The organism is Pleionea litopenaei, from assembly GCF_031198435.1.
Taxonomy (GTDB): Bacteria; Pseudomonadota; Gammaproteobacteria; order Enterobacterales; family Kangiellaceae; genus Pleionea; species Pleionea litopenaei.
The window spans coordinates 1,789,170-1,811,476 of sequence record NZ_CP133548.1 but is presented as its reverse complement, the minus strand read 5'-3'; the positions used below and the strand labels follow the sequence as shown (position 1 = coordinate 1,811,476).

Below are 22,307 nucleotides of genomic sequence, written 5' to 3'. Positions count from 1 at the left end.
TTAATGGCTAGCGACTTTCCGTTTCTTCGGAATCTGACTCAGAAGCGGCTGATTCAAAAGCGCTGACTTTCTTAGCTTCAGATGGCGGCATTGAATACACATGAATTCGATTACGACCTTCGCGTTTTGCTTCGTACAAAGCGTCGTCAGAATGTTTCATCAGGTCTTCAAACTCATACCCAGATACTCGACTAACGGTAATACCAAAGCTTGCGCTGATGTTAAAGTCGTGTCCCGTTTCTTGGCTATTTATTTCTTGCAGTCCTTTTCGAATGGCTTCTGCTATTTCTCGCGCTTTATCAAGCTCGCAACCCGGTAATAGTATGGCAAATTCTTCTCCACCCATGCGTCCGAATATATCAATTTTACGAATGACTTTTTGCACCGGAGCTGGAATTCGTTGCAGTACCCAATCACCAACAGGGTGACCAAATTTATCATTAATCGATTTGAATTTGTCGAGGTCAAACAAGATAAAACTGACAGCTTGTCCTCGACTTTGGTTCATCTTCAAACAGTTCTCACTTTCTTTGGTAAAGTGGCGTCGATTAGCGATACCTGTAAGAGAGTCAAACTCAGCAAGTTTACGCAACTTTACGTGAGTCTTTTTCGTTCGATAAGCCCAAAATGACGTGAATCCAATGATCAAAATAAGCATGATGATCATTAAGGTTTTATTCTGAGCTTCTTGACGACTTAAATCGCGTTCTAGATTCAAGGCTTCATTTTCTTTGTTCAGTAGCTTTATTTGATTTTCTTTCTCTATCACTTCATGCGTGGCGAGTTGAAACGCCAGGTTTTCGGCGGTCAGTTGATCGTAAAAAGCTTTGTCGGTTTTCGAGTATTCTTTTAACCAGACCAATGACTCGCTCAAGTTACCTTGTATCGCTGTTGCATCGGCCATTATTTTCAAGGCCTTGACGAGCGCTTCATTATTGCTTGAGTTGTGGTTGGTATTAATGACTTTTTGAGCGTAGGCAATTGCGCCACTGATATTTCCTTCAGCAAAGGCTAATTGTGCCAATAGCGCATAGTATTCAGACTGAATCGGAACATAGTTTGAAGCAACCACTCGGTTAAGGTACTTCTGCAATAATTGGGTGGCTTGTGAGTACTGCTTTTCTTTGAATAGTGCGGAAGCTTTGTATAAATTGATCATGTACGAGATCAAATGTTTTTCTGTTTTTTCGCAGGCTTCCATGCCGTCTATTAAAATAATGGCATTCGGGTTAAGTAAGTTGAGCTTTAACTCAGATTGAGCGAGTTGTTGATAAGCGGTACACAATACGTTGTCAGCATTGGTAACATTGATGGCTTTTAGCCCGTACTCGCGCGCTTTGTCAAAATTGCCTAAGTGATTGTAAAACAGTGCCACTGCAACCAAACCCGTGGCTTGAATTTCTTCAGATGATATGGCGCTGTAATTGTCATTGATGTAATGCAAATATTCTGGAGTTTCACGCCAATGACGATTGATAACCAATACATTAAGTATGGAGTAACTGGCGCGATAAACTAAATCTGGGTTGGTCGAGTTATTGAACACATGTTGATAAGTTTTAACGGCGCGTTCCGAATCACCTTTTAGGGCCGACTCGTATGCCATTAAATATTCAAAAAAGTAGCGTTGTTCAGAGCTCAGATCATCCACTTGCTTTGAGATTTCTCGAATAATTTCTGAAAACTTGTGGGGCTCTGATAATCGAATTCGATCAGCAGACGAGAGCAAATCTTCGACAGAGTCGGAGGCCATAAGGCCTCCGCTACACGTCAAAAGAAAAATAAAAATTAACTTTTTCATTATTTTTGTGCAGTAATCTTTTCTTCGTTTGGTTGTTCGTTAGGAGTTTCTTCCTGCTCTTCACCTTCGTCATCATCTGCTGGAAGCAATACGCAGTGAATGTCAGGTGTTAAGTCGAGGTATTTTTCAACTAATCGCTTGTTGCGCTCTTTAAGCATTTCAAGTAAATCGGCTGGTACCGACGCTTGATCTTGCTCAGAAAGTGTTTCGCCTAGTCCCAATTTCTCGATTATTTTAATTGCTGCTTTCATTGTTTTCTCCATGGTTAACGAGAGTGAATCAGTTTTAATTTTTTGAGATTTTTTTCTTGCTTAGTAAAAAAAGGATTCCGTTTCATTTTCGTTGAAGGCGGTATAACCAACGTCGATTTTTCGCTGAGCGCCACATTCGTAAGCTGGCCAAGCGGAATTTCTACTTTACGAAGATCATCAAAGTAACTGGCTCGCGCTTCGTAAACAATAACGGTGTGATCAAGGGAGTAGAATTGGTTCATGTATTCGATAAACAACTGAACGTTATTCTTGTCTTCTTCAAACCGGGTATGAGATTGATCGCCCACCAGAGCAATTTGCCAGAGGATAAGATAAGCAGAGGTATCAATCGTTCTCTGATAGTAAAGAAATTGGGACGCCTCATACATCTGACAACCAAAACGACCGGGATCAATATTTAAATCAGCGTACAAGCAATCTTCGGCAGAAATACCGGGCAACATGATCACTTGGTGACCTTGTTTTTCTGCCGCTTTCATAGCGAAGCTGGCAGGTTGAACAAATACGCCTGGATGACCATAAAACACCGCCGCAACGGATTGATTTTGTTCGAGCGCTTGAACAATTTCACTGGCCATTTCTTGATAAGACGTCTTTCGAGATTTGCCGTCTTGATAAAATTTTTGCAGGGAATGTGCATTGGGATGAAGTTCGGCCATCCATGCTTCAAAGATGCTATCAGACGCAGCATAGAAGACGACATCGCTGTCGGCTATGGCTTTTTGAGCAGCAGGTGTTATATGAGCGGCAAGCTCTATTCCGACACCAACGCAGTGTAATCGAGCCAACGTTATTTCATCCCCTTGAAATAGTTAGACTGTAAAGATACCAGTCTTTCTAATATTTTCAAACACTTACTCTATTTTTATTGATTTTTTCACAGTAAAAGGAAGGCAACGGTCGTTGCTTGTGAAGTGTAACTTGGTCGATATAAAAGCCTAATTTTTTTACCAAGCGAAAAGACGCTGTGTGTTTGTACCAAAAATAAGCAAATACTTTCTCTTTATTAGCTTGTGTAAAAGCATAATTAATCGTGTTACTCATCACCTCATAAGCGACCCCTTTGTTCTGAGCGTGCGGTAACAAAAGAGTACCAACTTCAACCGCAGATTGACCAACGAGTGCGGTAATTCCAATGGCGTCTTCCGATACTTTGTCGTAGATAACCCAATGCATATTATCAAACCAAAAAGGCTGCACCTTGCTCGATAATTGAGCAAAGGCACGCTCGACTTGTCGGTCAGAAAACGCAACGCCAATCCACTTTTGAATACTTGGTAAGGTGTAAAGCTGGCGATACAAAGTAAAGTCATCCCCAGCTAGCGGCTTAAGCAAGTAGCCTGGGCCCTCAATCTGAGCCGAGTGATAAGCGTCAGCAAGCCTAGTATGCTTATTCATACTGTCGTTGAACTTCACGTGGTTGAACTTCTTTTCTCTGCGAATCGAATGGTGGCGTTATTCTGCCGATCGAAAATGGTGAAATAAGGATTAAAAATCGGTAGGCCCAAAATGCTTTGATCAGGCCAGTGAGCGAGTTGTGAAAATATTTTAAAAGAGGCAAGACCAAATTTGGGCGCATTCATTTGCCAGTACTCACGAGCGGTGACCACTAAGGGAGCTTTCACACCGCGAAACCAAAATTTAATATCGGGCCAAGCAAGGTTTTCCATCTCTTGAATATTAATGCCTTGCTCTTCACCATTGAATGCCGGGTAATTAATCAAACAGTGGTAGCTGCTTGGAGCGATCGTTCGAATATCATCTAACAGCGTTTGGTAAAGAGTTGCAGGAAGAACAATGGCTGAAGCTCCAGTGTCTAAAATTGCATTTGAGAAGTAATGGGCTTGATCTTTTTCGGCCAATGCAGGAGCGGCTCGCTGCTCTAGGTTTGCGACCTGTATTGCCGCTAAATCAACGTTGTAATAGACATGGTGTAACACGGGAATATCGGTGAATTCACCTTGGTATAAGTGATCTTGTTCTTCACCGCCACCGAGTACAAAAATACCTTGGTTGAGAGGATCTTGCTCTAACTCCTCAAGAGTCAGGTCCGCTTGAGCATGATGAATGCTTGAGCGATGCGTTAAAAAAGAAAATTGATTGGCGCAATAACCATGCGCTTCCCACTCCGTGAAGCAAGGTAAAATATCTTGCTCGACGTAATGCCACAGAAACTTTTTAAAATCGACAATCGCTTGATGCGTCGCTTTAACCGAAAATGGCCAAGGGAAGGTTACCGCTGGAACCACTTGGTTTTGTTCAAAGTAATCGTGCAAGTTAAAGGCTTTATTCAGTCCGTGGTAAGCCAGACCCATAATGCCATCGGCATTCGCAAAAGCGTGCGGTTGCTCAGTAGTTGCGACGGCGACATGCGTTGTTGCAACGGTAAATGCGTGTTCAGCATCACGCTGACTACAATGACCCGCTAAGGTGAGAGAGGTTTTTATCAGAGGGCCGGTCCAGCCTCCTAGGCCGTAGGTGACATCTTGCGCGTAAGAGGTGGGTTGTAAATAATGGTCGCTCTCCGGACGGTAATTGGTTGGATGTACCGCTAGCGTACTGGAGCCGGTGTCTAGGATCACTCGAGCCTTTTGATGCTCACTCCCAAGATAAACATCCATTGTGTAGTCGCCATTGGCGTAAACATTGGTAATGGGTATGCGTAAAGCCTTATTGTCGTTCAATGTGCTGGCGTCCTGTTGTGTTCTATCTTGCTTAAATAAAGGGCCTCGCGTACCATTATGCCCCTTTTCAAGGTGCATCCTAAGCGCACGTAGAAACCGGTAAAAATGCCTGAATTTGCCTAGGATTGCAATAAAATCAATACCTTAGATTATAACCATCAATGGGAAAGAATATGCGTAGCCATTATTGTGCCGACCTTGTCACTCTAGAAGAAGGAAGTGAACTGTCAATTGCCGGGTGGGTTCACCGTCGTCGAGACCTTGGGGGACTTATCTTTTTGCAGATCCGTGACCGTAGCGGAATCGTGCAAGTGACCGTTGAACCGGATCAAGGGGATGTGTTCGCCGCTGCCGATCAGTTACGAAGCGAATTTGTCGTTGTGGTGAAAGGCAAGCTACGCAAGCGTCCAGAAAATATGGTCAATAAAGATATGGCGACTGGCGCCATCGAAGTTGTTGCCGATCATATCGAGTGCTTAAACGCCGCTGAAACACCGGCGATCTTAATTGATGGACACGAAGAAGTGTCAGAAGAGACGCGCTTGAAATATCGCTATCTAGACTTGCGCCGTCCAGAAATGACTGAAAAGTTTTTGTTTCGTACAAAAGTAACCTCAGCCTTGCGTCGTTATTTAGATGAGCAAGGTTTTCTCGATATGGAAACGCCGATTTTAACGAAAGCGACGCCAGAAGGCGCTCGAGATTACTTGGTACCATCACGTACTCATAAAGGGTCTTTTTTCGCCCTTCCGCAATCGCCGCAACTGTTTAAACAACTGCTCATGATGAGCGGCTTTGATCGTTACTATCAAGTGGTGCGTTGCTTCCGTGATGAAGATTTACGGGCGGATCGCCAACCCGAGTTCACCCAGCTTGATATTGAAACGTCTTTTATGGACGAAGAAGGCATCATGGGGTTAATGGAGACGATGATTCGCAAGCTGTTCAGTGAATTGTTAAGCGTTGAGCTACCCAATCCATTTCCACGCATGCCGTATTCTGAGGCGATGGAAAAATACGGTTCGGATAAACCCGATCTTCGCGTTGATATGCCGATCCACACGGTTGATGATTTAGTCAAAGATGTCGACTTTAAAGTATTCAGTGGTCCTGCACTTGATGACAATGGCCGAGTCGGTGTTTTGAACTTAAAAGGTGGCGCTGCCAACGTTAGTCGTAAAAACATTGATGAGTACACCAAGTTTGTCAGTGTGTATGGTGCGAAAGGTTTAGCCTTCATCAAGGTAAATGATCGAGCTGCTGGTCTAGACGGATTACAGTCTCCCATCGTTAAGTTTTTATCTGCCGAAGCGGCCGAAGCGATTTTACAACGAGTGGATGCTGAGTCTGGAGACATCTTATTCTTTGGTTCCGATACGTCGAAAGTGGTTGCCGATGCATTGGGCGCGTTACGTTTGAAATTGGCGAATGAGCATAATCTGCTGCGCGATGAGTGGCAGCCATTATGGGTTGTTGATTTCCCAATGTTTGAAGAAGAAGACGGTCAACTGCAAGCCTTGCATCATCCGTTTACTTCGCCTAAAGAACTCGATCCCGACGCTTTAAAAGCTAACCCGACTGGCACGCTTTCTCGTGCTTACGACATGGTTCTCAACGGATGTGAAGTGGGCGGTGGTTCGATTCGTATTCACAATATGGATTTGCAACAAACCATTTTCGATATCTTGGGCATTGAGCCGCAAGAAGCGCGAGAAAAATTCGGGTTTTTACTCGATGCATTAAAGTTTGGTTGCCCACCTCACGGTGGTATTGCGTTTGGTCTTGATCGTTTAGTCATGTTGATGGTGGGCGCAAGTTCCATTCGTGATGTGATCACCTTCCCGAAAACAACGACGGCAGGTTGCCCGCTGACAGAAGCGCCAGCACGAGTGTCAGAAGCACAATTGAAAGAGTTGGGCATTGCCATCGAACAGAAAAAGTAACGAGTATTCAATAAACAACAGAAGCATTGGAGTGAATGATGGCTGGACACAGTAAATGGGCCAATATTAAACACCGCAAAGCAGCGCAAGACGCCAAGCGTGGGAAAGTATTCACAAAAATAATTCGCGAACTGGTGGTGGCTGCAAAAACGGGCGGCCCCAATCCAGAAGATAATCCGTCACTTCGAGCGTGTATAGATAAAGCGCTCGGAGCGAATATGAAGAAAGACACCATCGAAAAAGCCATCGCTCGTGGCGCCGGCAATAACGATGGTGAGAATTACGAAAACCTCACGTATGAAGGGTATGGTCCTGGCGGAGTGGCGGTGTTAGTTGAGTGTCTGACCGACAATAAAAATCGTACGGTTGGAGAAGTTCGCCATGCGTTTTCTAAACACGGAGGCAACTTAGGTACTTCAGGTTCGGTTGCGTATCTATTCGATAAAAAAGGTCAGTTGGTCTTCGACGACCAAATTGAAGAAGATACCTTGATGGAAGCCGCTCTTGAAGCCGGCGCTGAAGACGTCGTCAGCCATGATGATGGATCCTTTGAAGTGCTAACAACGCCTGATGAATTTATGACGGTGAAAGACGAGCTGAAAGCGGCTGGCTTGAACGCTGAAAATGCCGAGGTAGCGATGTTGCCATCAACGCAAGCCGAGCTGAGCGCAGAAGAGGGTGCCAAAGTGTTGCGTTTAGTTGAGCGTCTGGAAGATCTCGACGATGTTCAAAATGTTTACACCAACGCCGATATTCCAGAGCAGGCTTACGAACTGCTTTGAGCGAGCGGGCGATAAACCGGTTGTCATAAACTCAACAACATGCGGCTCAACAGGTCTTTGAAAATCTCAGAGGCGCTTCTTTTCGTTCGAAGCAACTTTTTTCGATTGGAGTAACTCTTTTAGAACGGATGTACTCTTTTTGATCGTGTTAAGTCTTTTGAACGAACTAACGGCGTATTTTTGTGCTCTCACCACCGAAAAGGTCGTGGTATAGTGATTATCGCTTTTCATAACATCTTAGGTGCAACGACGACCGTCATTTGCCTAAGTAGCTGATGTGTGACGTGAGGTAATGTTTGGCTCGAATTTTAGGAATTGATCCTGGCTCTCGAATTACTGGATTTGGAATCGTTGAAATCGAAGCGGGACAATGCCGTTATGTGACCAGCGGTTGTATTCGAATTCAGCCGACGTCGCTGGCTGAAAAGCTGCAGCAAATTTATGATAACTTGTCAGAAGTTATTCGCCAGTATCATCCAACCGAAGCTGCCATTGAACAAGTTTTTATGGCTAAAAATGCTGATTCAGCATTAAAGTTAGGTCAAGCTCGAGGTGTTGCAATCGTTGCTGCGGCAACTCATGCTCTCAGTGTGGCTGAGTATTCAGCACGGCAAATCAAGCAAGCCGTGGTTGGTCATGGCGGTGCCGATAAATCTCAGGTGCAACATATGGTTATGTCGTTGTTGCAGTTGTCGGCAAAACCGCAAGCCGATGCGGCAGATGGTCTAGCGGTCGCTTTGTGTCACGCCAATACAATGCAGTCTTTAATTGCTCAATTAGGAGCGAATAAAAGAAGAAGAGGAAGAATACGTTGATCGGTCGATTGAGCGGAATGCTTATTGAAAAGTCACCTCCTAATTTGGTGATTGATGTACAAGGGGTTGGGTACGAAGTGCAGGCTCCCATGACCACCATTTTTCAATTGCCCGAAGTGGGCGAGAAAATTACTTTATTCACCCATTTATCGGTCAGTGAAAACGCCCATAATTTGTATGCTTTTCATAGTAAAAGCGATCGACAATTATTCAGAGAATTGATTAAGGTCAATGGCGTTGGACCAAAGTTGGCAATTGCCATTTTATCCGGAATGACCGCCGATGAGTATGTGCGGTGCGTGCATGATGGCGATACTCAGTTATTGGTTAAGCTTCCCGGTGTTGGTAAAAAAACAGCAGAACGGCTGGTGGTTGAAATGAAAGACCGGTTGCAAGATTGGGGAACCTCATTGCCATCGGGCGCAGCCTCGACAAGCGTCTCTAAAACTCAGGCGACTGATGTCACTCGAGAAGCCGAAAGCGCATTGATTGCGTTGGGTTACAAACCACAAGATGCGGCCAAGGCGATTAGTCGTATTGATGATGAGATTTCAAGCAGCGCCGAATTGATTCGATTGGCTCTGAAAAATATGGGCAAAGGCTAGGTGACTAAGTCGTTGCATAAAGAGCCCATCGATTAGATAACTTACGAGAGACACTATGATAGAAGAAGATCGAATCATTGCTGGAACGGCGCAACCTTCTGATGAAGATCGCATTGATCGGGCGATCCGTCCCACGAAGCTGGCGGACTATGTTGGGCAGTCGCAAGTCAAAGAGCAGATGGAGATCTTTTTACAGGCGGCGAAATCGCGCCAAGATGCGTTGGACCACGTGTTAATTTTTGGTCCTCCCGGGTTAGGCAAAACCACCTTGGCAAATATTATTGCCAATGAGATGGGCGTCGCCATCAAGTTCACTTCAGGACCCGTGTTAGAAAAAGCCGGTGATTTGGCCGCATTGTTGACCAATTTAGAAGAAAATGACGTGTTGTTTATTGATGAAATACATCGTTTGAGCCCAATGGTCGAAGAAATCTTGTACCCAGCCATGGAAGATTATCAACTCGATATTATGATTGGCGAAGGTCCGGCTGCACGGTCTATCAAACTCGATTTGCCGCCTTTCACGCTGGTGGGAGCGACGACTCGAGCGGGATTATTAACATCACCGTTACGAGACCGTTTTGGTATCGTGCAGCGTCTTGAGTTTTATAATAATGCAGAGCTGGCGGATATTGTGATGCGCTCAGCAAATATCCTAGGCCTGTCGGCCGAACCTGAGGGCGCGAATGAAGTCGCCCGCCGATCGCGCGGAACGCCACGTATTGCAAACCGTTTACTGCGCCGTGTGCGCGATTATGCCGAAGTGAAAGCCGACGGTGTTATTTCAAATGAGGTGGCCGCCAAAGCACTGAATATGCTCGAGGTCGATGAGCAAGGATTCGATACCATGGATCGCAAACTTTTGTTGGCCATCATCGATAAATTCTCTGGTGGCCCTGTCGGCCTAGACACACTGGCCGCGGCCATTGGTGAAGAGCGAGATACCATCGGCGATGTCATCGAGCCCTATTTAATTCAACAAGGGTACATTCAACGTACGCCGCGTGGGCGCGTTGCAACCCCTCGTGCTTACCAGCATTTCGATATCATTCCGCAGAAAAGCGATCTTTTTGACTCATAGCTCAGTTAATTCTGCAAAAGATTCGACGCTATTCACACTTTGAAACCCTCTGTGCATTCATCTAATGAGATAAAACCGGTATAGTGTGGCGTCGAATTTCTTTAGTTTTCAATTCGATATCAACAATTCTTGATTTATGTTGTTAAACTATGCGTTTGCATCAAAGACAAAATGGTAGCGCGATGGAATTTTCATTTCCGATTAGGGTCTATTACGAAGACACCGATGTTGCCGGTGTTGTTTATTACGCCAATTACCTCAAGTTTATGGAGCGTGGTCGTACGGAATGGCTACGTCATTGGGGGTTGGATCAAAGTGTTTTAATCGATCAAGATATCGCGTTTGCGGTTCGTCGAGCGCAGGTCGATTATTACCGTCCGGCGCGCTTTAACGACGCGCTCGAAGTGGTATCCACTATCAAAGAGATACGCGGTGTAAGAGTTTTATTTCACCAGAAAATTGTATCAGCGAACGACCGCGAATTGGTTTACGCCGAAGGTGAAATTTTAGTCGTATGTGTCACGTTAAGCACGATGCGACCTCGTCCAATGCCAGAAGAATTATTAGAGGAAATGTCTCGTGACGCATGATCAAATGTCCATAATTGGTTTATTTCTTAATGCTAGCCTGATCGTTCAGCTGATCATGCTCGCTTTGGTGGTAATTTCGTTACTGTCTTGGGGCATGATTGTCGATCGCTATCGCACCCTTAAGCTTGCCGCGACATCGTCGCGACAGTTCGAAGATAAGTTTTGGTCGGGCGTCGATTTAAGCAAGTTATACAATGAACTCGGCTCACGACGCATTCCCCCGTCGGGCATGGAGCTGGTGTTTATGGCTGGTTACCGCGAGTTTGTACGATTACGTAATCAAAAGGGAACCTCTGCCGGCGCGGTGATGGAGGGAGCTCATCGAGCAATGCGCGTGGTGCATTCGCGTGAAATTGATAAGCTTGAAAATCATTTGTCATTCTTGGCAACGGTGGGTTCAACCACGCCGTACATTGGTCTATTTGGTACCGTATGGGGCATTATGAACTCATTTATCGCATTAGGGTCGGTTAAACAGGCGACACTCGCCATGGTCGCACCAGGTATCGCAGAAGCCTTGATTGCCACCGCAATGGGCCTATTTGCCGCGATTCCAGCGGTTATCGCCTATAACAAATTCAATCACTCAGTGCAGAAAGTTGAAAATCAGTACGACAACTTTGTAGAAGAGTTCTCGGGTATTTTGCATCGTAAAGCGCACAGCGCCACTGAGGGCTAGCGGATGAAACCCAATCGTCGCAAGCCAATGGCCGAAATTAATGTGGTGCCCTACATCGATGTGATGTTGGTGCTGTTGGTGATTTTTATGATCACGGCACCGTTAATTACCGCGGGTGTCACCGTTGATTTGCCACAAGCCGCCAGTGAACCATTGCCTGCGGACGAAGAACCGCCATTAATTGCCAGCATTGACGCCAGTGGTAATTACTACCTTTCTTTGGGAGAGAATCGCGATCAAGCGCTTGAACCCCAAGAACTGGTGGCGCTCGTTGAGAAATACAAAGAAACGCACCCTAAGGTCAGCATTATGATCAATGGTGATAAAAATGTAGCTTACGATAAAGTGATTCGTTTAATGGTGTTGTTGCAACAAGAAGTGGGCATCGAAAGCGTTGGCCTAATGACCGAACCCCTTGAATAGCGGAGACGGGTTTGAGTAAACGCTTAATTATATCGTTAATCATTTCAGGAGCCGCTCATTTGCTGCTGCTCGTTGCAATGATCATCATGTATTCATTCGACAGTGTTGAAGTGCGCGAAAAAGTCGCACCGAACATTCGCGCGAAAGCGGTTGATGGAGCCGCCATTAAACAATTGGTTGAACAGCAGCAGAAAAAACCACCGCCGAAAACAACGCCAAAGAAAACCAATACTCAAGATCAAAAGAAAAAGCAGCAAGAACTTGAGCGCAAAAAGCGAGAGGCGGAAAAATTACGGCAAAAGAAAATTGCCGATGAAAAAAAACGCAAAGAAGCCGAAGCGAAAAAGAAGCGTGATGCCGAAGCGAAGAAAAAAGCAGAGCAACTTGCTGAGCAGAAGAAGAAAGAATTAGAGGAACAAAAAAAACGTGATCAAGCGCTCGCCGAGCAACGACAACGTGAAGAAGAATTCATGGCAGAACAGTTGGCGGCTGAACAACAAGCAATGGCAGCGCAACGAGAGGCGGTGATGTCTGAAGCGGCCATTTATCGAAGCCGAATAGAAGGTAAAATTCGACAGTATTGGAATCAACCAGAGAATGCTGGCTACTGCGATTTTAACTTGCGTCTCGGGCCTGGAGGAATCCTTTTAGGATTTAAAATCCTCGATCAACAAGGTCGATATTGTGACTCTGCAGAGCGGGCGGTGGTAAAGGCTGCGCCTTTTCCTATGAGCAAAGATCCGGCGGTTATCGATGAATTACGCAGTTTAAATATATCCTTGGGCTTAAGTCCGAACATATAACCATGTTTAACAGGTAAGGTAATTAAAGAATGATGAAAAAGTTGGCCATTTTATTTTCCGTGCTGGTGTTGAGTGCTGCGCGGGCCGACATTAACTTTGATATTATTATCGAAGACGGTATGAGTTTCGCGCGACCAGTGGCGGTTGTGCCATTTAACTACTCCGGTGTATCGGGCAAACCACCCCACGATATGTCTGCGATTATAGCCGCCGATTTGCGTCGAAGCGGGCGTTTTAATCCCATGCCATTCAATGAAATGCCAGAGTTACCGACGTCTTACGAGCAGGTCAGCATTCAACAATGGAAGGAAAAAGGTATTGAAGCGGTCGTGGTTGGTTCGGTTGAAGAGGTGACGCCAGGTCAATTTTCGGTTAAATACCAGTTAATTGATGTGTTCAAGCCGCAACAGCGAGTCGAAGGCGGGGAGCTCGTCAGTAACAGTGACTTCTTACTCTTGAATAATTCCGGTTCGGCAGGAACGCAAAACTTTCGGTTTTACTCGCATCAGGTGGCGGATAACATTTATGAAGCACTTACCGGAGTAAAAGGAGCATTTGCCACGCGCGTCGCTTATGTTACCGTCGATCGCTCGAAATCTCGCCCGTTTCAATTGTATATCGCAGACAGCGACGGCCATAACGCTGAAAGTCTCTACACCAGTGAAGAAGCCATCATGTCACCAACTTGGTCACCTGACGGTAAAGCCATAGCGTATGTTTCGTTCGAAAATGGTCGTTCAGAAATTTACTTGCAACAGATTTATACTGGCCAACGCACCATGATAGCGGCGTTTCCAGGTATCAATAGCGCGCCTGTTTTTTCTCCCGATGGCCGTAAATTAGCGCTTACCCTATCAAAAGACGGTAATGCCGAAATCTACATTTTAGATTTAACAACGCGCCAATATCGTCGCTTAACCAACACGGGACCTAACGTTATTGACACAGAACCCGAGTTTTCGCCAGATGGACAATGGATTCTATTTACCTCAGATCGTGGCTTACGCCCGCAAATTTATCGAGTCAGTGTGCGTGGTGGACGCCCGGAGCGAGTGACCTTTGAGGGCGAATATAATGCCAGTGCGGCCTATACACCGGACGGAAAAAGCATTATCCTCGTGAACAGAACGAATGGTGTCTATCATATCGCAAAACAAGATATTGAGACGGGGACTATGCAGATCCTCACAGATACCCTTTTAGATGAATCTCCCAGTTTAGCTCCGAACGGAACCATGGTAATCTATGCGACGATCCATAATGGTCGTCAGGTGTTGGCTCAAGTTTCGACCGATGGTCGGTTCAAAGTCCGCCTTCCGGCTAAACAGGGTGAAGTAAAAGCGCCCGCTTGGTCGCCATTTTTAATTCAGTGACGTTATTGGCAGAAATAGTGCCAGCGGCACTGTAGGTTAATAACAACAGGTTTTATTTTAAAAAAACGATAGGAGCTACAAAAATGTCAATCAAAGGTCTGGGGAAAAGCATTTTAGTTACTTTGCCCGCGCTATTCTTATTTGCGTGTTCTGGTAGTGATACTGGTACTGGTCCAGAAACTACTGATACAGTTGAAAATCAAGTTGAGACTACAACGCCTCAAGTAGAGAGTGCAGAAGATAAAGCGAAGCGTCTTAATGAAGAAGCTCGTAAAGTTCGCACGGTTTACTTCGAGTTTGATGATTCAACGGTTAAATCTGAGTACCAAGATTTGTTAAAAGCACACGCTTGGTTCTTAAGCCGCAACCCAGGTGTTCAAATCGTGGTTGAAGGTCACTGTGACGAGCGTGGTACGCCTGAGTACAACTTAGCGTTAGGTGAGCGTCGTGGTAACTCTGTACGTGACATCTTAATGAGCTACGGTGTGACTTCTTCACAAATTCGTGTGGTTAGCTACGGTGAAGAAAACCCAGCGAACCCAGCTCATAACGAAATGGCTTGGGAAAAGAATCGTCGCGCTGTTCTAAACTATGAAGGTTAAGAAAAGCCGCGTCTTTCTATCGACAGCACTGCTTGCAGTGCTGTCGGCATTTTCTGCTAGCGGTATTGCAGCTCAGTCAGTCGAAGAGCGTTTAACTCGATTGGAGCAAATGGCAGAAACCCGTGGCCAGCTTCAGGCCGACATCATGTTTCAGATTAATGCGATTCAACAAGAATTGCAGAAACTGCGCGGGCAAATTGAGCAACACGAATATCAATTGAAGCAACTGCAAGAGCGACAACGCGATTTATACAGCGATATTGAACGTCGTTTAGCCAAATTACAAAATTCTGGATCAGCCGCTAACGATAGCAGCGGATCATCCACCGCGACCACCAGCACTCTACCCAGCACTGCGTCTAACACAGGCTCGAGTAATCAAGCAGGCGGTGACGTACACTCTGATTATCAGCAAATATTCGCTAAGGTACGTAATAAGCAATACGACCAAGCGATTGCCGATTATCAAAGCTTTCTGTCGCGCTACCCAAAGAGCCAGTACGAAGCCAGCGTGCATTACTGGTTAGGGCAAATTTACTACATTCAAAATAAACTCGACTTGGCATTAGCCTCCTATCAGACCGTGACTAAGCAGTTTGGTAATTCCAGTCGAGCCGCTGATGCGCTACTCAAACAAGGCAAAGTCTTGGTGATGCAAAATAAAATCAACGAAGCGAAAGCGATCTTCAACCAAGTGATTGAACGTTACGACGGCACCACTGAACAGCTGGCGCGTAATGAATTACAGAAGCTGAAGTAAATCTATTTTACCCAATCTGCGGTAATCAAAGGCTCCAATGGAGCCTTTTTTATTGCTTTACCTTACTTGGGTGAGTGATTAGAATGTGCGCCCATTTTGAACAAAGTTTATCCATATTGTGACCCGACTGCGAATTACAGAAGTTTTCCACTCCCTGCAAGGTGAATCCCGTACCATTGGTCTGCCAACGGTGTTTGTGCGGCTGACTGGCTGCCCATTGCGCTGCCATTATTGTGACACTGCCTATGCATTTACGGGGGGTGAATACCAATCATTAGAGTCGGTGGTTGAACAAGTGAAAGGCTTCAAAACACAGCATGTCACCGTGACCGGTGGCGAGCCTTTGGCACAAAAAGCCGGCTGTGAAGCGTTATTAACCGAATTGTGTGACGCTGGATTATCGGTGTCGATTGAGACCAGTGGCGCAATGGATATTAGTGGCGTTGACCCGAGAGTGTCGGTCGTACTCGACCTAAAAACGCCCGATTCGGGAGAAATGGAGCGCAATCTGTGGAGCAATATCGATTTATTGAAGCCCACCGATGAAATCAAATTCGTGATTTGTTCGAAGCAAGACTATCAGTGGGCGCGGTTTAAACTGGATGAACTTAAGCTAAACCAGCGCTGCGACGTATTATTTTCTCCCAGTTTCGAACAGCTTGCCCCGTCGCAGCTGGCAGACTGGATTGTCGCCGATAATTTGCCGGTTAGATTTCAAGTGCAGTTGCATAAAATACTTTGGAACGATGAGCCAGGGAGATAGCCCGATATGACACAGAATAATCGCGGCAGTGCCATTGTGCTGCTGTCAGGTGGCCTAGATTCAAGTACCTGCTTGGCGTTGGCACAGCAACAAGGCTACGAGATTTACGCATTGAGCTTCAGTTATGGCCAGCGGCATAGCGCAGAGCTTGAAGCGGCTAAAGTGATTGCACAAGAAGCCGGTGTGGCCGCGCATCGCATTATCCCTATCGATTTGGGTGGGTTTGGTGGATCGGCGCTGACCGATGCAACCATTGAGGTACCCACCGAAGAGGGCGATGGGATCCCGGTGACCTATGTGCCGGCGCGAAATACGGTTTTTTTATCCATCGCACTGGCTTGGGCAGAGGTCATCGATGCGCGAGCGATTTACGCGGGCGTCAACGCAGTCGATTATTCGGGCTATCCGGATTGCCGACCAGAATACATTAAAGCCTTTCAAGCCATGGCTGACTTGGCCACCAAAGCGGGCGTTGAAGGGCATGGCCCGATGATTGAAACGCCACTATTGCACTTAACCAAGGCCGATATCATTCGACAAGGCCAAGCGTTGGGCGTGGATTACGGCAAAACCGTATCTTGCTATCAAGCCGATGCGCAAGGCGCAGCGTGTGGCGAATGCGACAGTTGCAAAATACGTCAACGGGCGTTTAGTGAAGCGGGCGTCGAGGACCCAACGCGCTATCGGTGAGTGGCGTCTAGCGCAGGAATGTTAGGCTTTTGTGGCTTGCCCATGTATAATGCGCCGCTGAATTTTTGTGCACTCAGTGGCCAGGTTGTCAGGGTTCACTGAGGCGCGACTTTAAATTTATAACTTATTGAATAATCTAATATTTTGGAGAAAATAATGGCCATCGAGCGTACTTTTTCTATCGTTAAGCCTGACGCAGTTGCTAAAAACGTTATTGGTGAGATCTACACACGTTTTGAGCGTGCAGGACTTAAAATCATTGCTTCTAAAATGATTCACATGTCAAAAGAGCAAGCCGAAGGCTTTTATGCTGAGCACAAAGAGCGTCCATTCTTTGGTGCTTTAGTTGAGTTCATGACTTCTGGTCCTGTTATGGTTCAGGTACTTGAAGGTGAAAATGCCATTGCTGCAAACCGTGAAATCATGGGTGCTACTAACCCACAAGAAGCGCTACGCGGAACGATTCGTGCAGACTACGCGGTTTCTGTTGATGAAAACGCCGCTCACGGTTCAGATGCTCCAGAGTCAGCGGCTCGCGAAATTGCCTATTTCTTCTCTGACGAAGAAATCTGTCCTCGCACTCGCTAATATTCTGATCTAAGCTAGGCCCCTACCCGCCAATCGCAGGGTGGGGGTTTTTATTTTTAATGCGATGAAAACTTTATTCCAGAAAATCGGTCAGAGTACTTTATCGGTATGAGAACTCTAAATGCTCCCGATTTGTCTTGAATCGCTAAAAGGTGACTGTAATGAGTAACGATAAAGTGAATTTACTCAACCTGAATCGCGATGGTCTAACCCAGTTCTTTTTAGAGATGGGCGAAAAGCCGTTCCGTGCTACTCAGGTTATGAAGTGGATCCATCACATGGGGGTCGACGATTTCGACCAAATGACCAACCTGAGCAAAGCATTGCGCACCAAACTCAGTGAAGTGGCCTATATTCAAGGTCCAGAAGCCATTGCTGAACAAATTTCTGATGATGGCACCATCAAGTGGGCATTGAGCTTAAATGGTGGGCAAGCGATTGAAACGGTGTTTATTCCTGAAAAATCACGTGGCACCCTGTGCGTATCGAGCCAAATTGGTTGTGCCCTTGAATGTTCTTTTTGTTCGACCGCTCAACAAGGGTTTAACCGAAATCTGTCGGTTGCAGAGATCATTGGCCAAGTTTGGTATGCGGTGAAAAAACTCGGAAGTCAAAAACTGACCGGTGAACGCCGAGTATCCAATGTGGTGATGATGGGGATGGGTGAGCCGCTGCTGAATTTTGAAAACTCCGTGAACGCTATGGATATCATGATGGATGACTTGGGCTATGGCTTGTCTAAGCGTCGTGTCACGGTATCGACCTCCGGCGTGGTGCCTGCGCTCGATAAACTCGCAGATCACATCGATGTAGCGTTAGCCTTGTCGTTGCATGCGCCGAATAATTCACTTCGCGATGAATTGGTTCCATTGAATAAAAAGTACCCGATCGAAGTATTGATGCCATCTGTAATGCGCTATTTAGAGCGATCAAAGGCGTCAGAAAAGGTGACGATCGAGTACGTAATGATAAAAGATGTGAACGATCAACCAGAACACGCACGTGAATTAGTAAAGCTCTTGAAAAATGTGCCCAGTAAGATTAACTTGATTCCTTTCAATCCGTTTCCTCAGACCAGTTATGAGACTTCATCAAATCGGACGATAGAGCGATTTACCGATATTCTGAGCAAAAGTGGCTTTACGGTCATTACGCGACGAACACGAGGGGATGATATCGACGCTGCTTGTGGTCAACTGGTTGGCAAGGTTAATGATAAAACAAAACGTAAATTACGCCGCCAAATTCCGGTTCAACAGGTGGCCAGTTAATTAGCGACAAGGTAGGACTATGCGCAGAATAATAACCAGCCTCATCGTCTTAGTGCCATTTTGGTTGGTCGGATGCACCACGCAAACGACCACCACCGTTGGTAACTATGAAGGCAATAAAACCATAGCAACATCTTTCAAAGAAGAAGAGGCTGCGCGCAGTCGGGTTAATGCAGCGCAAATGTATTTGCAAAAAAATAATTTGCAACGAGCTAAATTCCACTTAGACAAAGCCGCAGAGCATATGGATGATTATCCTGATTTGCACTTTACCCTTGCGTACTATTATCAAATGGCTCGAGATTACAAAGAAGCGAGAAACTCGTTTGAACGAGCATTACGATTAGATAGCGATAATCCCGAATATAAAAATGCCTTTGCGACCTTTTTGTGTCAACAAGGCGAGTATCGAGATGCTGACCGATATTTTAATCAAGCGATAAGCACACCAACCTACACTCACATTGATCAAGCCTATGTTAATGCAGGCAAATGCCAAGATATGCAAGGCAACAAGCAAGAAGCTTTGGAGTTTTATCGACGAGCATTAAACATCAATTCTAAATTGCCAACGGCGTTATTTGAAATGGCTCAATACCAATATGAGCAAGAGCGGTTTCCGATCGCTCGAGCGTATATTGAACGCTACCGAGAAGTCGCTCGACACAGTGCTCGTTCGGCTTGGTTAGCATTGCGCATTGAATCTAAAATGAACAATAAAGATGGCGTTGCGAGCTATGCATTGATGTTGCAAAATTTGTTTCCTGACTCGGCTGAAACGCATCAGTATCTTGAAAACAAAGAACAGTGGCAGTGAGTGATATGGATGCCAAAGTTACCACCGGAAGCTCAGAGCAGTTTAAGCAGGCTCGTGAAGCGTTAAAAATGAGTCTTGAGGAAGTTGCGACTTCTCTCAAACTGCCTCGAGAGCGCATCGAAGAAATTGAAAAAGGGGAGTACTCAGACGCAATTTCTCCGACGTTTTATCGTGGGTACATACGCACTTACGCAAACTTGCTTAAAATTGATCCGAGTGACTTATTGCATGAATTCAATACTCTTTTCGGTGAGCAAGTCGAAATTGTCTCGTCTCAACGCGTGGGGCGGTTTACGCAATCGAAAATTGCAAAACGTGGCAGCAGAGCGGGCTTTAAATGGCTGACTGCGCTCATACTATTAGCGATCGTCGCTGCAGCAGCTTGGGGTGTGAAACAAAAATACTTTAGTGTGACGGCGACAGAGCAACGAGCCATACCACTTGCGCAATCGTCTATGACTAATGCACAACCCGTTACTCTCGCAACCGAAACTGCACGAACTACCGATGCTCAAGAGGCCTCTGCACTTGAGGGAAATTCGTCAGCTGGTAGCCAACCTCCGTTGGCGACGAAATCCACTCGTCCCTCACCGGTGAGCGCTCAGCCAGCGACAGCTACGCAGAATCAAGAGTCGCTTCAAACGAATGACGTTATTCAATCCAATAACGATATTCAAACCAAGAACGATTCTCAAACCAATAGCTCTACTCAAACCAACGACTCTGCTCAAAAGGCTACTCAGCAAACTCAGGCGTCGCAAGTTGATACTGCGTCGTCAGTCGCTGCTTCAAGTGATGCACTGACGTTAATTTTTATGGGCGAGTGTTGGGTCGATATTAAAGATGCTAATGGCGAACGACTTGCTTATGGAACGAAAGAAAATGGTAAGGTGATCACTTTGAATGGCACGGCACCCTTTTCATTGGTATTGGGCGATCCTTCCGTCGTTCGTATCCAGTATCAAGGCGAAACGTTAGACATGAGCGAATACGCGGCTGGCCAAACCGCTCGCTTGACCGTCGAATAACAGTGAAGTAAAAATTATGAAAGGCTTATCTTGGATTAAACGTCGTCCATCGAAGAAAATCTGGGTTGGAAACGTTCCGATTGGTGGCGATGCTCCCATAGCCGTGCAAAGCATGACCAACACAGACACCTGTGACGTTGCCGCGACCTTGAAGCAGATTCAACAATTGGCAGACGCTGGAGCGGATTTAGTCCGTGTGTCGATTCCAACAATGGACGCAGCTGAAGCGTTTAAATCGATCAAGCTAGCCGCGCCTCTTCCACTCATTGCAGATATTCATTTCGATTATCGAATTGCTTTGAAAGTTGCTGATTATGGCGTCGATTGTTTGCGAATTAATCCGGGCAATATTGGCAACGAACAACGCGTACGAGCAGTGATTGATTGCGCAAAAGATAAAAATATTCCTATTCGAATTGGTGTTAATGCCGGTTCTTTAGAGAAAGATCTGCAAGTTAAATACGGCGAACCAACGCCGGAAGCGCTCGTTGAATCAGCAATGCGGCATATTGATATTCTTGATCGGCACAATTTTGATAACTACAAAATCAGTTTGAAAGCCTCTGATGTGTTTATGACCGTGTCTGCGTATCGGATTCTGGCTTCTCAGATTGAACAGCCTCTGCATTTGGGAATCACCGAAGCGGGCGGCCTGCGCTCGGGTGCTGTTAAGTCATCGGTTGGTTTAGGGCTTCTTTTGTCAGAAGGAATCGGAGATACCATACGAGTGTCTCTTGCGGCCGATCCCGTTGAAGAAATTAAAGTTGGATTCGATATTCTAAAGTCATTATCGTTGCGTCAACGTGGCATCAATTTTATTGCATGCCCTTCGTGTTCTCGTCAACAGTTTGATGTCATCAAAACCGTTAATGAACTTGAGTCGCGATTAGAAGACGTAAGAGAGTCACTAGATGTAGCCATCATCGGATGTGTCGTTAACGGACCGGGCGAAGCAAAAGAAGCTGACATAGGTTTAACGGGCGGCGCAGGGTCGAGTCTGGTGTATAAAGAAGGACAAAAAGATCATAAGGTCGAAAATGATCAGTTGGTCGACGCCTTAGAAAAACAAATTCGAGAACGCGTTAAACAACGTGAAGATGAAGTGGCTAAAAAATCTGGCGGACAACCGGTCATCGCGGTTCAGTCGTAACAGGTAATTTTTCCAATATGCCAGACTCTCAAACAAAGACTGCCATCATTACCGGAGCCAGCCGTGGCTTAGGTGCTGCCTTAGCCTTTGCATTTGCTAAGCAAGGCTTTGACTTGTGCTTAATTGCTCGAAGCGCTGATGAACTGCAACAGCTACAACAACAAATAAGTTCAACCTTTTCTGTGAAGGTGAGTCTTTATCCTTACGACTTGTCTGATCTAACGGGTATTACTGCACTGGTCGAACGTATCTACTCTGAGCATCCTAGTATTGATCTTTTAATCAACAACGCCGGATTCGGACATTACAAACCGATGAATGAACACTCGCCATCAGAGATCATCAATATGGTGAATGTCAATTTAACGGCACCTATGTTGCTAACGCGCGAAGTCGTCACGATTATGTCTAAGCAAAACAAAGGGCATGTCATTAATATTGGCTCAGACCTGGCGCAAAAACCCTTGGCAAATATGACGCCTTATGTCGCAACCAAACATGGCTTACAAGGTTTTAGCGACTCGTTATTAAGAGAGGTGAAAGGTCAAGGCATTAAGGTGACGATCATTAATACTGGTGTTATAGCAACCTACTTTCACAATGATCAACCAAGCGACCATGCTCCTGATACGTCTTTGGATCCAAAACAAGTCGCAGACTTAATTGTGCAAGTCTATCAAACGCCGAGCTTACAAGTCGTCGATCAAATTACGCTGCACCCAATCAATCAAGAGTTTTGATAGCATAGGTTTGCAAGTAAAGCCGACGAAAGTAGAACCGACTGGGA

25 protein-coding genes are annotated in these 22,307 nt (G+C 45.7%); 20 read left to right on the top strand and 5 right to left on the bottom strand.

The features are described from left to right. Positions 1-7 precede the first annotated feature (7 nt). The 5 genes from Q9312_RS08175 to Q9312_RS08155 are packed head-to-tail and all read right to left on the bottom strand — an operon-like array spanning position 8 to position 4,757. Entirely contained in the window at positions 8-1,753 is a 1,746-nt protein-coding gene (locus Q9312_RS08175) for a tetratricopeptide repeat-containing diguanylate cyclase (protein ID WP_309204100.1), read from the bottom strand. A gap of 47 nt (positions 1,754-1,800) precedes the next feature. After that, positions 1,801-2,052, bottom strand: a complete 252-nt coding sequence (locus Q9312_RS08170) for a hypothetical protein (RefSeq protein ID WP_309204099.1) — start codon at positions 2,050-2,052, stop codon at positions 1,801-1,803. Positions 2,053-2,066: 14 nt separating this feature from the next. Next, positions 2,067-2,861 (bottom strand): SAM-dependent methyltransferase, encoded by a 795-nt coding sequence (locus tag Q9312_RS08165; RefSeq protein WP_309204098.1) that lies wholly within the window; start codon positions 2,859-2,861, stop codon positions 2,067-2,069. Between the two features lie 58 nt (positions 2,862-2,919). Beyond that, positions 2,920-3,471: a GNAT family N-acetyltransferase gene (locus Q9312_RS08160; protein ID WP_309204097.1), complete on the bottom strand. Its 552-nt coding sequence runs from the start codon at positions 3,469-3,471 to the stop codon at positions 2,920-2,922. A gap of 14 nt (positions 3,472-3,485) precedes the next feature. Beyond that, a complete protein-coding gene (locus Q9312_RS08155) occupies positions 3,486-4,757 on the bottom strand; it encodes a pepsin-like aspartic protease (protein WP_309204096.1) in 1,272 nt (423 codons plus the stop codon). A 173-nt stretch (positions 4,758-4,930) separates the two neighbouring features. Here Q9312_RS08155 and aspS point away from each other — a divergent pair, with 173 nt between their 5' ends. The 20 genes from aspS to Q9312_RS08055 all read left to right on the top strand — a co-directional run bounded on the left by aspS (position 4,931) and on the right by Q9312_RS08055 (position 22,260). Beyond that, complete coding sequence (gene aspS / locus Q9312_RS08150) at positions 4,931-6,700, top strand: aspartate--tRNA ligase (protein ID WP_309204095.1); 1,770 nt, start codon at positions 4,931-4,933, stop codon at positions 6,698-6,700. A 38-nt stretch (positions 6,701-6,738) separates the two neighbouring features. Next, entirely contained in the window at positions 6,739-7,482 is a 744-nt protein-coding gene (locus Q9312_RS08145; RefSeq protein ID WP_309204491.1) for a YebC/PmpR family DNA-binding transcriptional regulator, read from the top strand. A 296-nt stretch (positions 7,483-7,778) separates the two neighbouring features. Next, positions 7,779-8,297 (top strand): crossover junction endodeoxyribonuclease RuvC, encoded by a 519-nt coding sequence (gene ruvC, locus Q9312_RS08140; RefSeq protein ID WP_309204094.1) that lies wholly within the window; start codon positions 7,779-7,781, stop codon positions 8,295-8,297. Then, entirely contained in the window at positions 8,294-8,902 is a 609-nt protein-coding gene (ruvA, locus tag Q9312_RS08135) for a Holliday junction branch migration protein RuvA (RefSeq protein ID WP_309204093.1), read from the top strand. Before ruvC ends, ruvA begins: the two co-directional genes overlap by 4 nt. 55 nt (positions 8,903-8,957) lie before the next feature. Continuing rightward, positions 8,958-9,983: a Holliday junction branch migration DNA helicase RuvB gene (gene ruvB / locus Q9312_RS08130; RefSeq protein WP_309204092.1), complete on the top strand. Its 1,026-nt coding sequence runs from the start codon at positions 8,958-8,960 to the stop codon at positions 9,981-9,983. Between the two features lie 182 nt (positions 9,984-10,165). Continuing rightward, positions 10,166-10,573, top strand: coding sequence for a tol-pal system-associated acyl-CoA thioesterase (gene ybgC / locus Q9312_RS08125; RefSeq protein ID WP_309204091.1), 408 nt, complete (start codon positions 10,166-10,168; stop codon positions 10,571-10,573). Next, on the top strand, positions 10,563-11,252 hold the full coding sequence (gene tolQ, locus Q9312_RS08120) for a protein TolQ (protein WP_353961556.1): 690 nt from the start codon (positions 10,563-10,565) through the stop codon (positions 11,250-11,252). The genes ybgC and tolQ overlap by 11 nt, the downstream gene beginning before the upstream one ends. A 3-nt stretch (positions 11,253-11,255) precedes the next feature. Further along, positions 11,256-11,675, top strand: coding sequence for a protein TolR (tolR, locus tag Q9312_RS08115; protein ID WP_309204090.1), 420 nt, complete (start codon positions 11,256-11,258; stop codon positions 11,673-11,675). Positions 11,676-11,686: 11 nt separating this feature from the next. Next, the gene (gene tolA, locus Q9312_RS08110; RefSeq protein ID WP_309204089.1) at positions 11,687-12,478 is read left to right on the top strand and encodes a cell envelope integrity protein TolA; all 792 of its coding nucleotides are present in this window, start codon (positions 11,687-11,689) and stop codon (positions 12,476-12,478) included. A gap of 29 nt (positions 12,479-12,507) precedes the next feature. Then, on the top strand, positions 12,508-13,851 hold the full coding sequence (gene tolB, locus Q9312_RS08105; RefSeq protein WP_309204088.1) for a Tol-Pal system beta propeller repeat protein TolB: 1,344 nt from the start codon (positions 12,508-12,510) through the stop codon (positions 13,849-13,851). 83 nt (positions 13,852-13,934) lie between these two features. Then, entirely contained in the window at positions 13,935-14,453 is a 519-nt protein-coding gene (gene pal / locus Q9312_RS08100; protein ID WP_309204087.1) for a peptidoglycan-associated lipoprotein Pal, read from the top strand. Next, entirely contained in the window at positions 14,443-15,213 is a 771-nt protein-coding gene (gene ybgF, locus Q9312_RS08095) for a tol-pal system protein YbgF (RefSeq protein WP_309204086.1), read from the top strand. The genes pal and ybgF overlap by 11 nt, the downstream gene beginning before the upstream one ends. 118 nt (positions 15,214-15,331) lie before the next feature. After that, positions 15,332-15,976 (top strand): 7-carboxy-7-deazaguanine synthase QueE, encoded by a 645-nt coding sequence (queE, locus tag Q9312_RS08090; protein ID WP_435408652.1) that lies wholly within the window; start codon positions 15,332-15,334, stop codon positions 15,974-15,976. A gap of 6 nt (positions 15,977-15,982) precedes the next feature. After that, entirely contained in the window at positions 15,983-16,666 is a 684-nt protein-coding gene (queC, locus tag Q9312_RS08085; RefSeq protein WP_309204085.1) for a 7-cyano-7-deazaguanine synthase QueC, read from the top strand. Positions 16,667-16,822: 156 nt separating this feature from the next. Further along, complete coding sequence (ndk, locus tag Q9312_RS08080; RefSeq protein ID WP_309204084.1) at positions 16,823-17,254, top strand: nucleoside-diphosphate kinase; 432 nt, start codon at positions 16,823-16,825, stop codon at positions 17,252-17,254. Positions 17,255-17,415: 161 nt separating this feature from the next. Next, the gene (rlmN, locus tag Q9312_RS08075) at positions 17,416-18,525 is read left to right on the top strand and encodes a dual-specificity RNA methyltransferase RlmN (RefSeq protein WP_309204083.1); all 1,110 of its coding nucleotides are present in this window, start codon (positions 17,416-17,418) and stop codon (positions 18,523-18,525) included. Between the two features lie 19 nt (positions 18,526-18,544). Beyond that, on the top strand, positions 18,545-19,342 hold the full coding sequence (gene pilW, locus Q9312_RS08070) for a type IV pilus biogenesis/stability protein PilW (RefSeq protein ID WP_309204082.1): 798 nt from the start codon (positions 18,545-18,547) through the stop codon (positions 19,340-19,342). A gap of 5 nt (positions 19,343-19,347) precedes the next feature. Beyond that, a complete protein-coding gene (locus Q9312_RS08065) occupies positions 19,348-20,370 on the top strand; it encodes a RodZ domain-containing protein (protein WP_309204488.1) in 1,023 nt (340 codons plus the stop codon). A gap of 16 nt (positions 20,371-20,386) precedes the next feature. Beyond that, positions 20,387-21,520 (top strand): flavodoxin-dependent (E)-4-hydroxy-3-methylbut-2-enyl-diphosphate synthase, encoded by a 1,134-nt coding sequence (gene ispG, locus Q9312_RS08060; RefSeq protein ID WP_309204081.1) that lies wholly within the window; start codon positions 20,387-20,389, stop codon positions 21,518-21,520. A 17-nt stretch (positions 21,521-21,537) separates the two neighbouring features. Next, positions 21,538-22,260: an SDR family NAD(P)-dependent oxidoreductase gene (locus tag Q9312_RS08055; RefSeq protein ID WP_309204080.1), complete on the top strand. Its 723-nt coding sequence runs from the start codon at positions 21,538-21,540 to the stop codon at positions 22,258-22,260. The last annotated feature ends 47 nt before the right edge of the window (positions 22,261-22,307 follow it).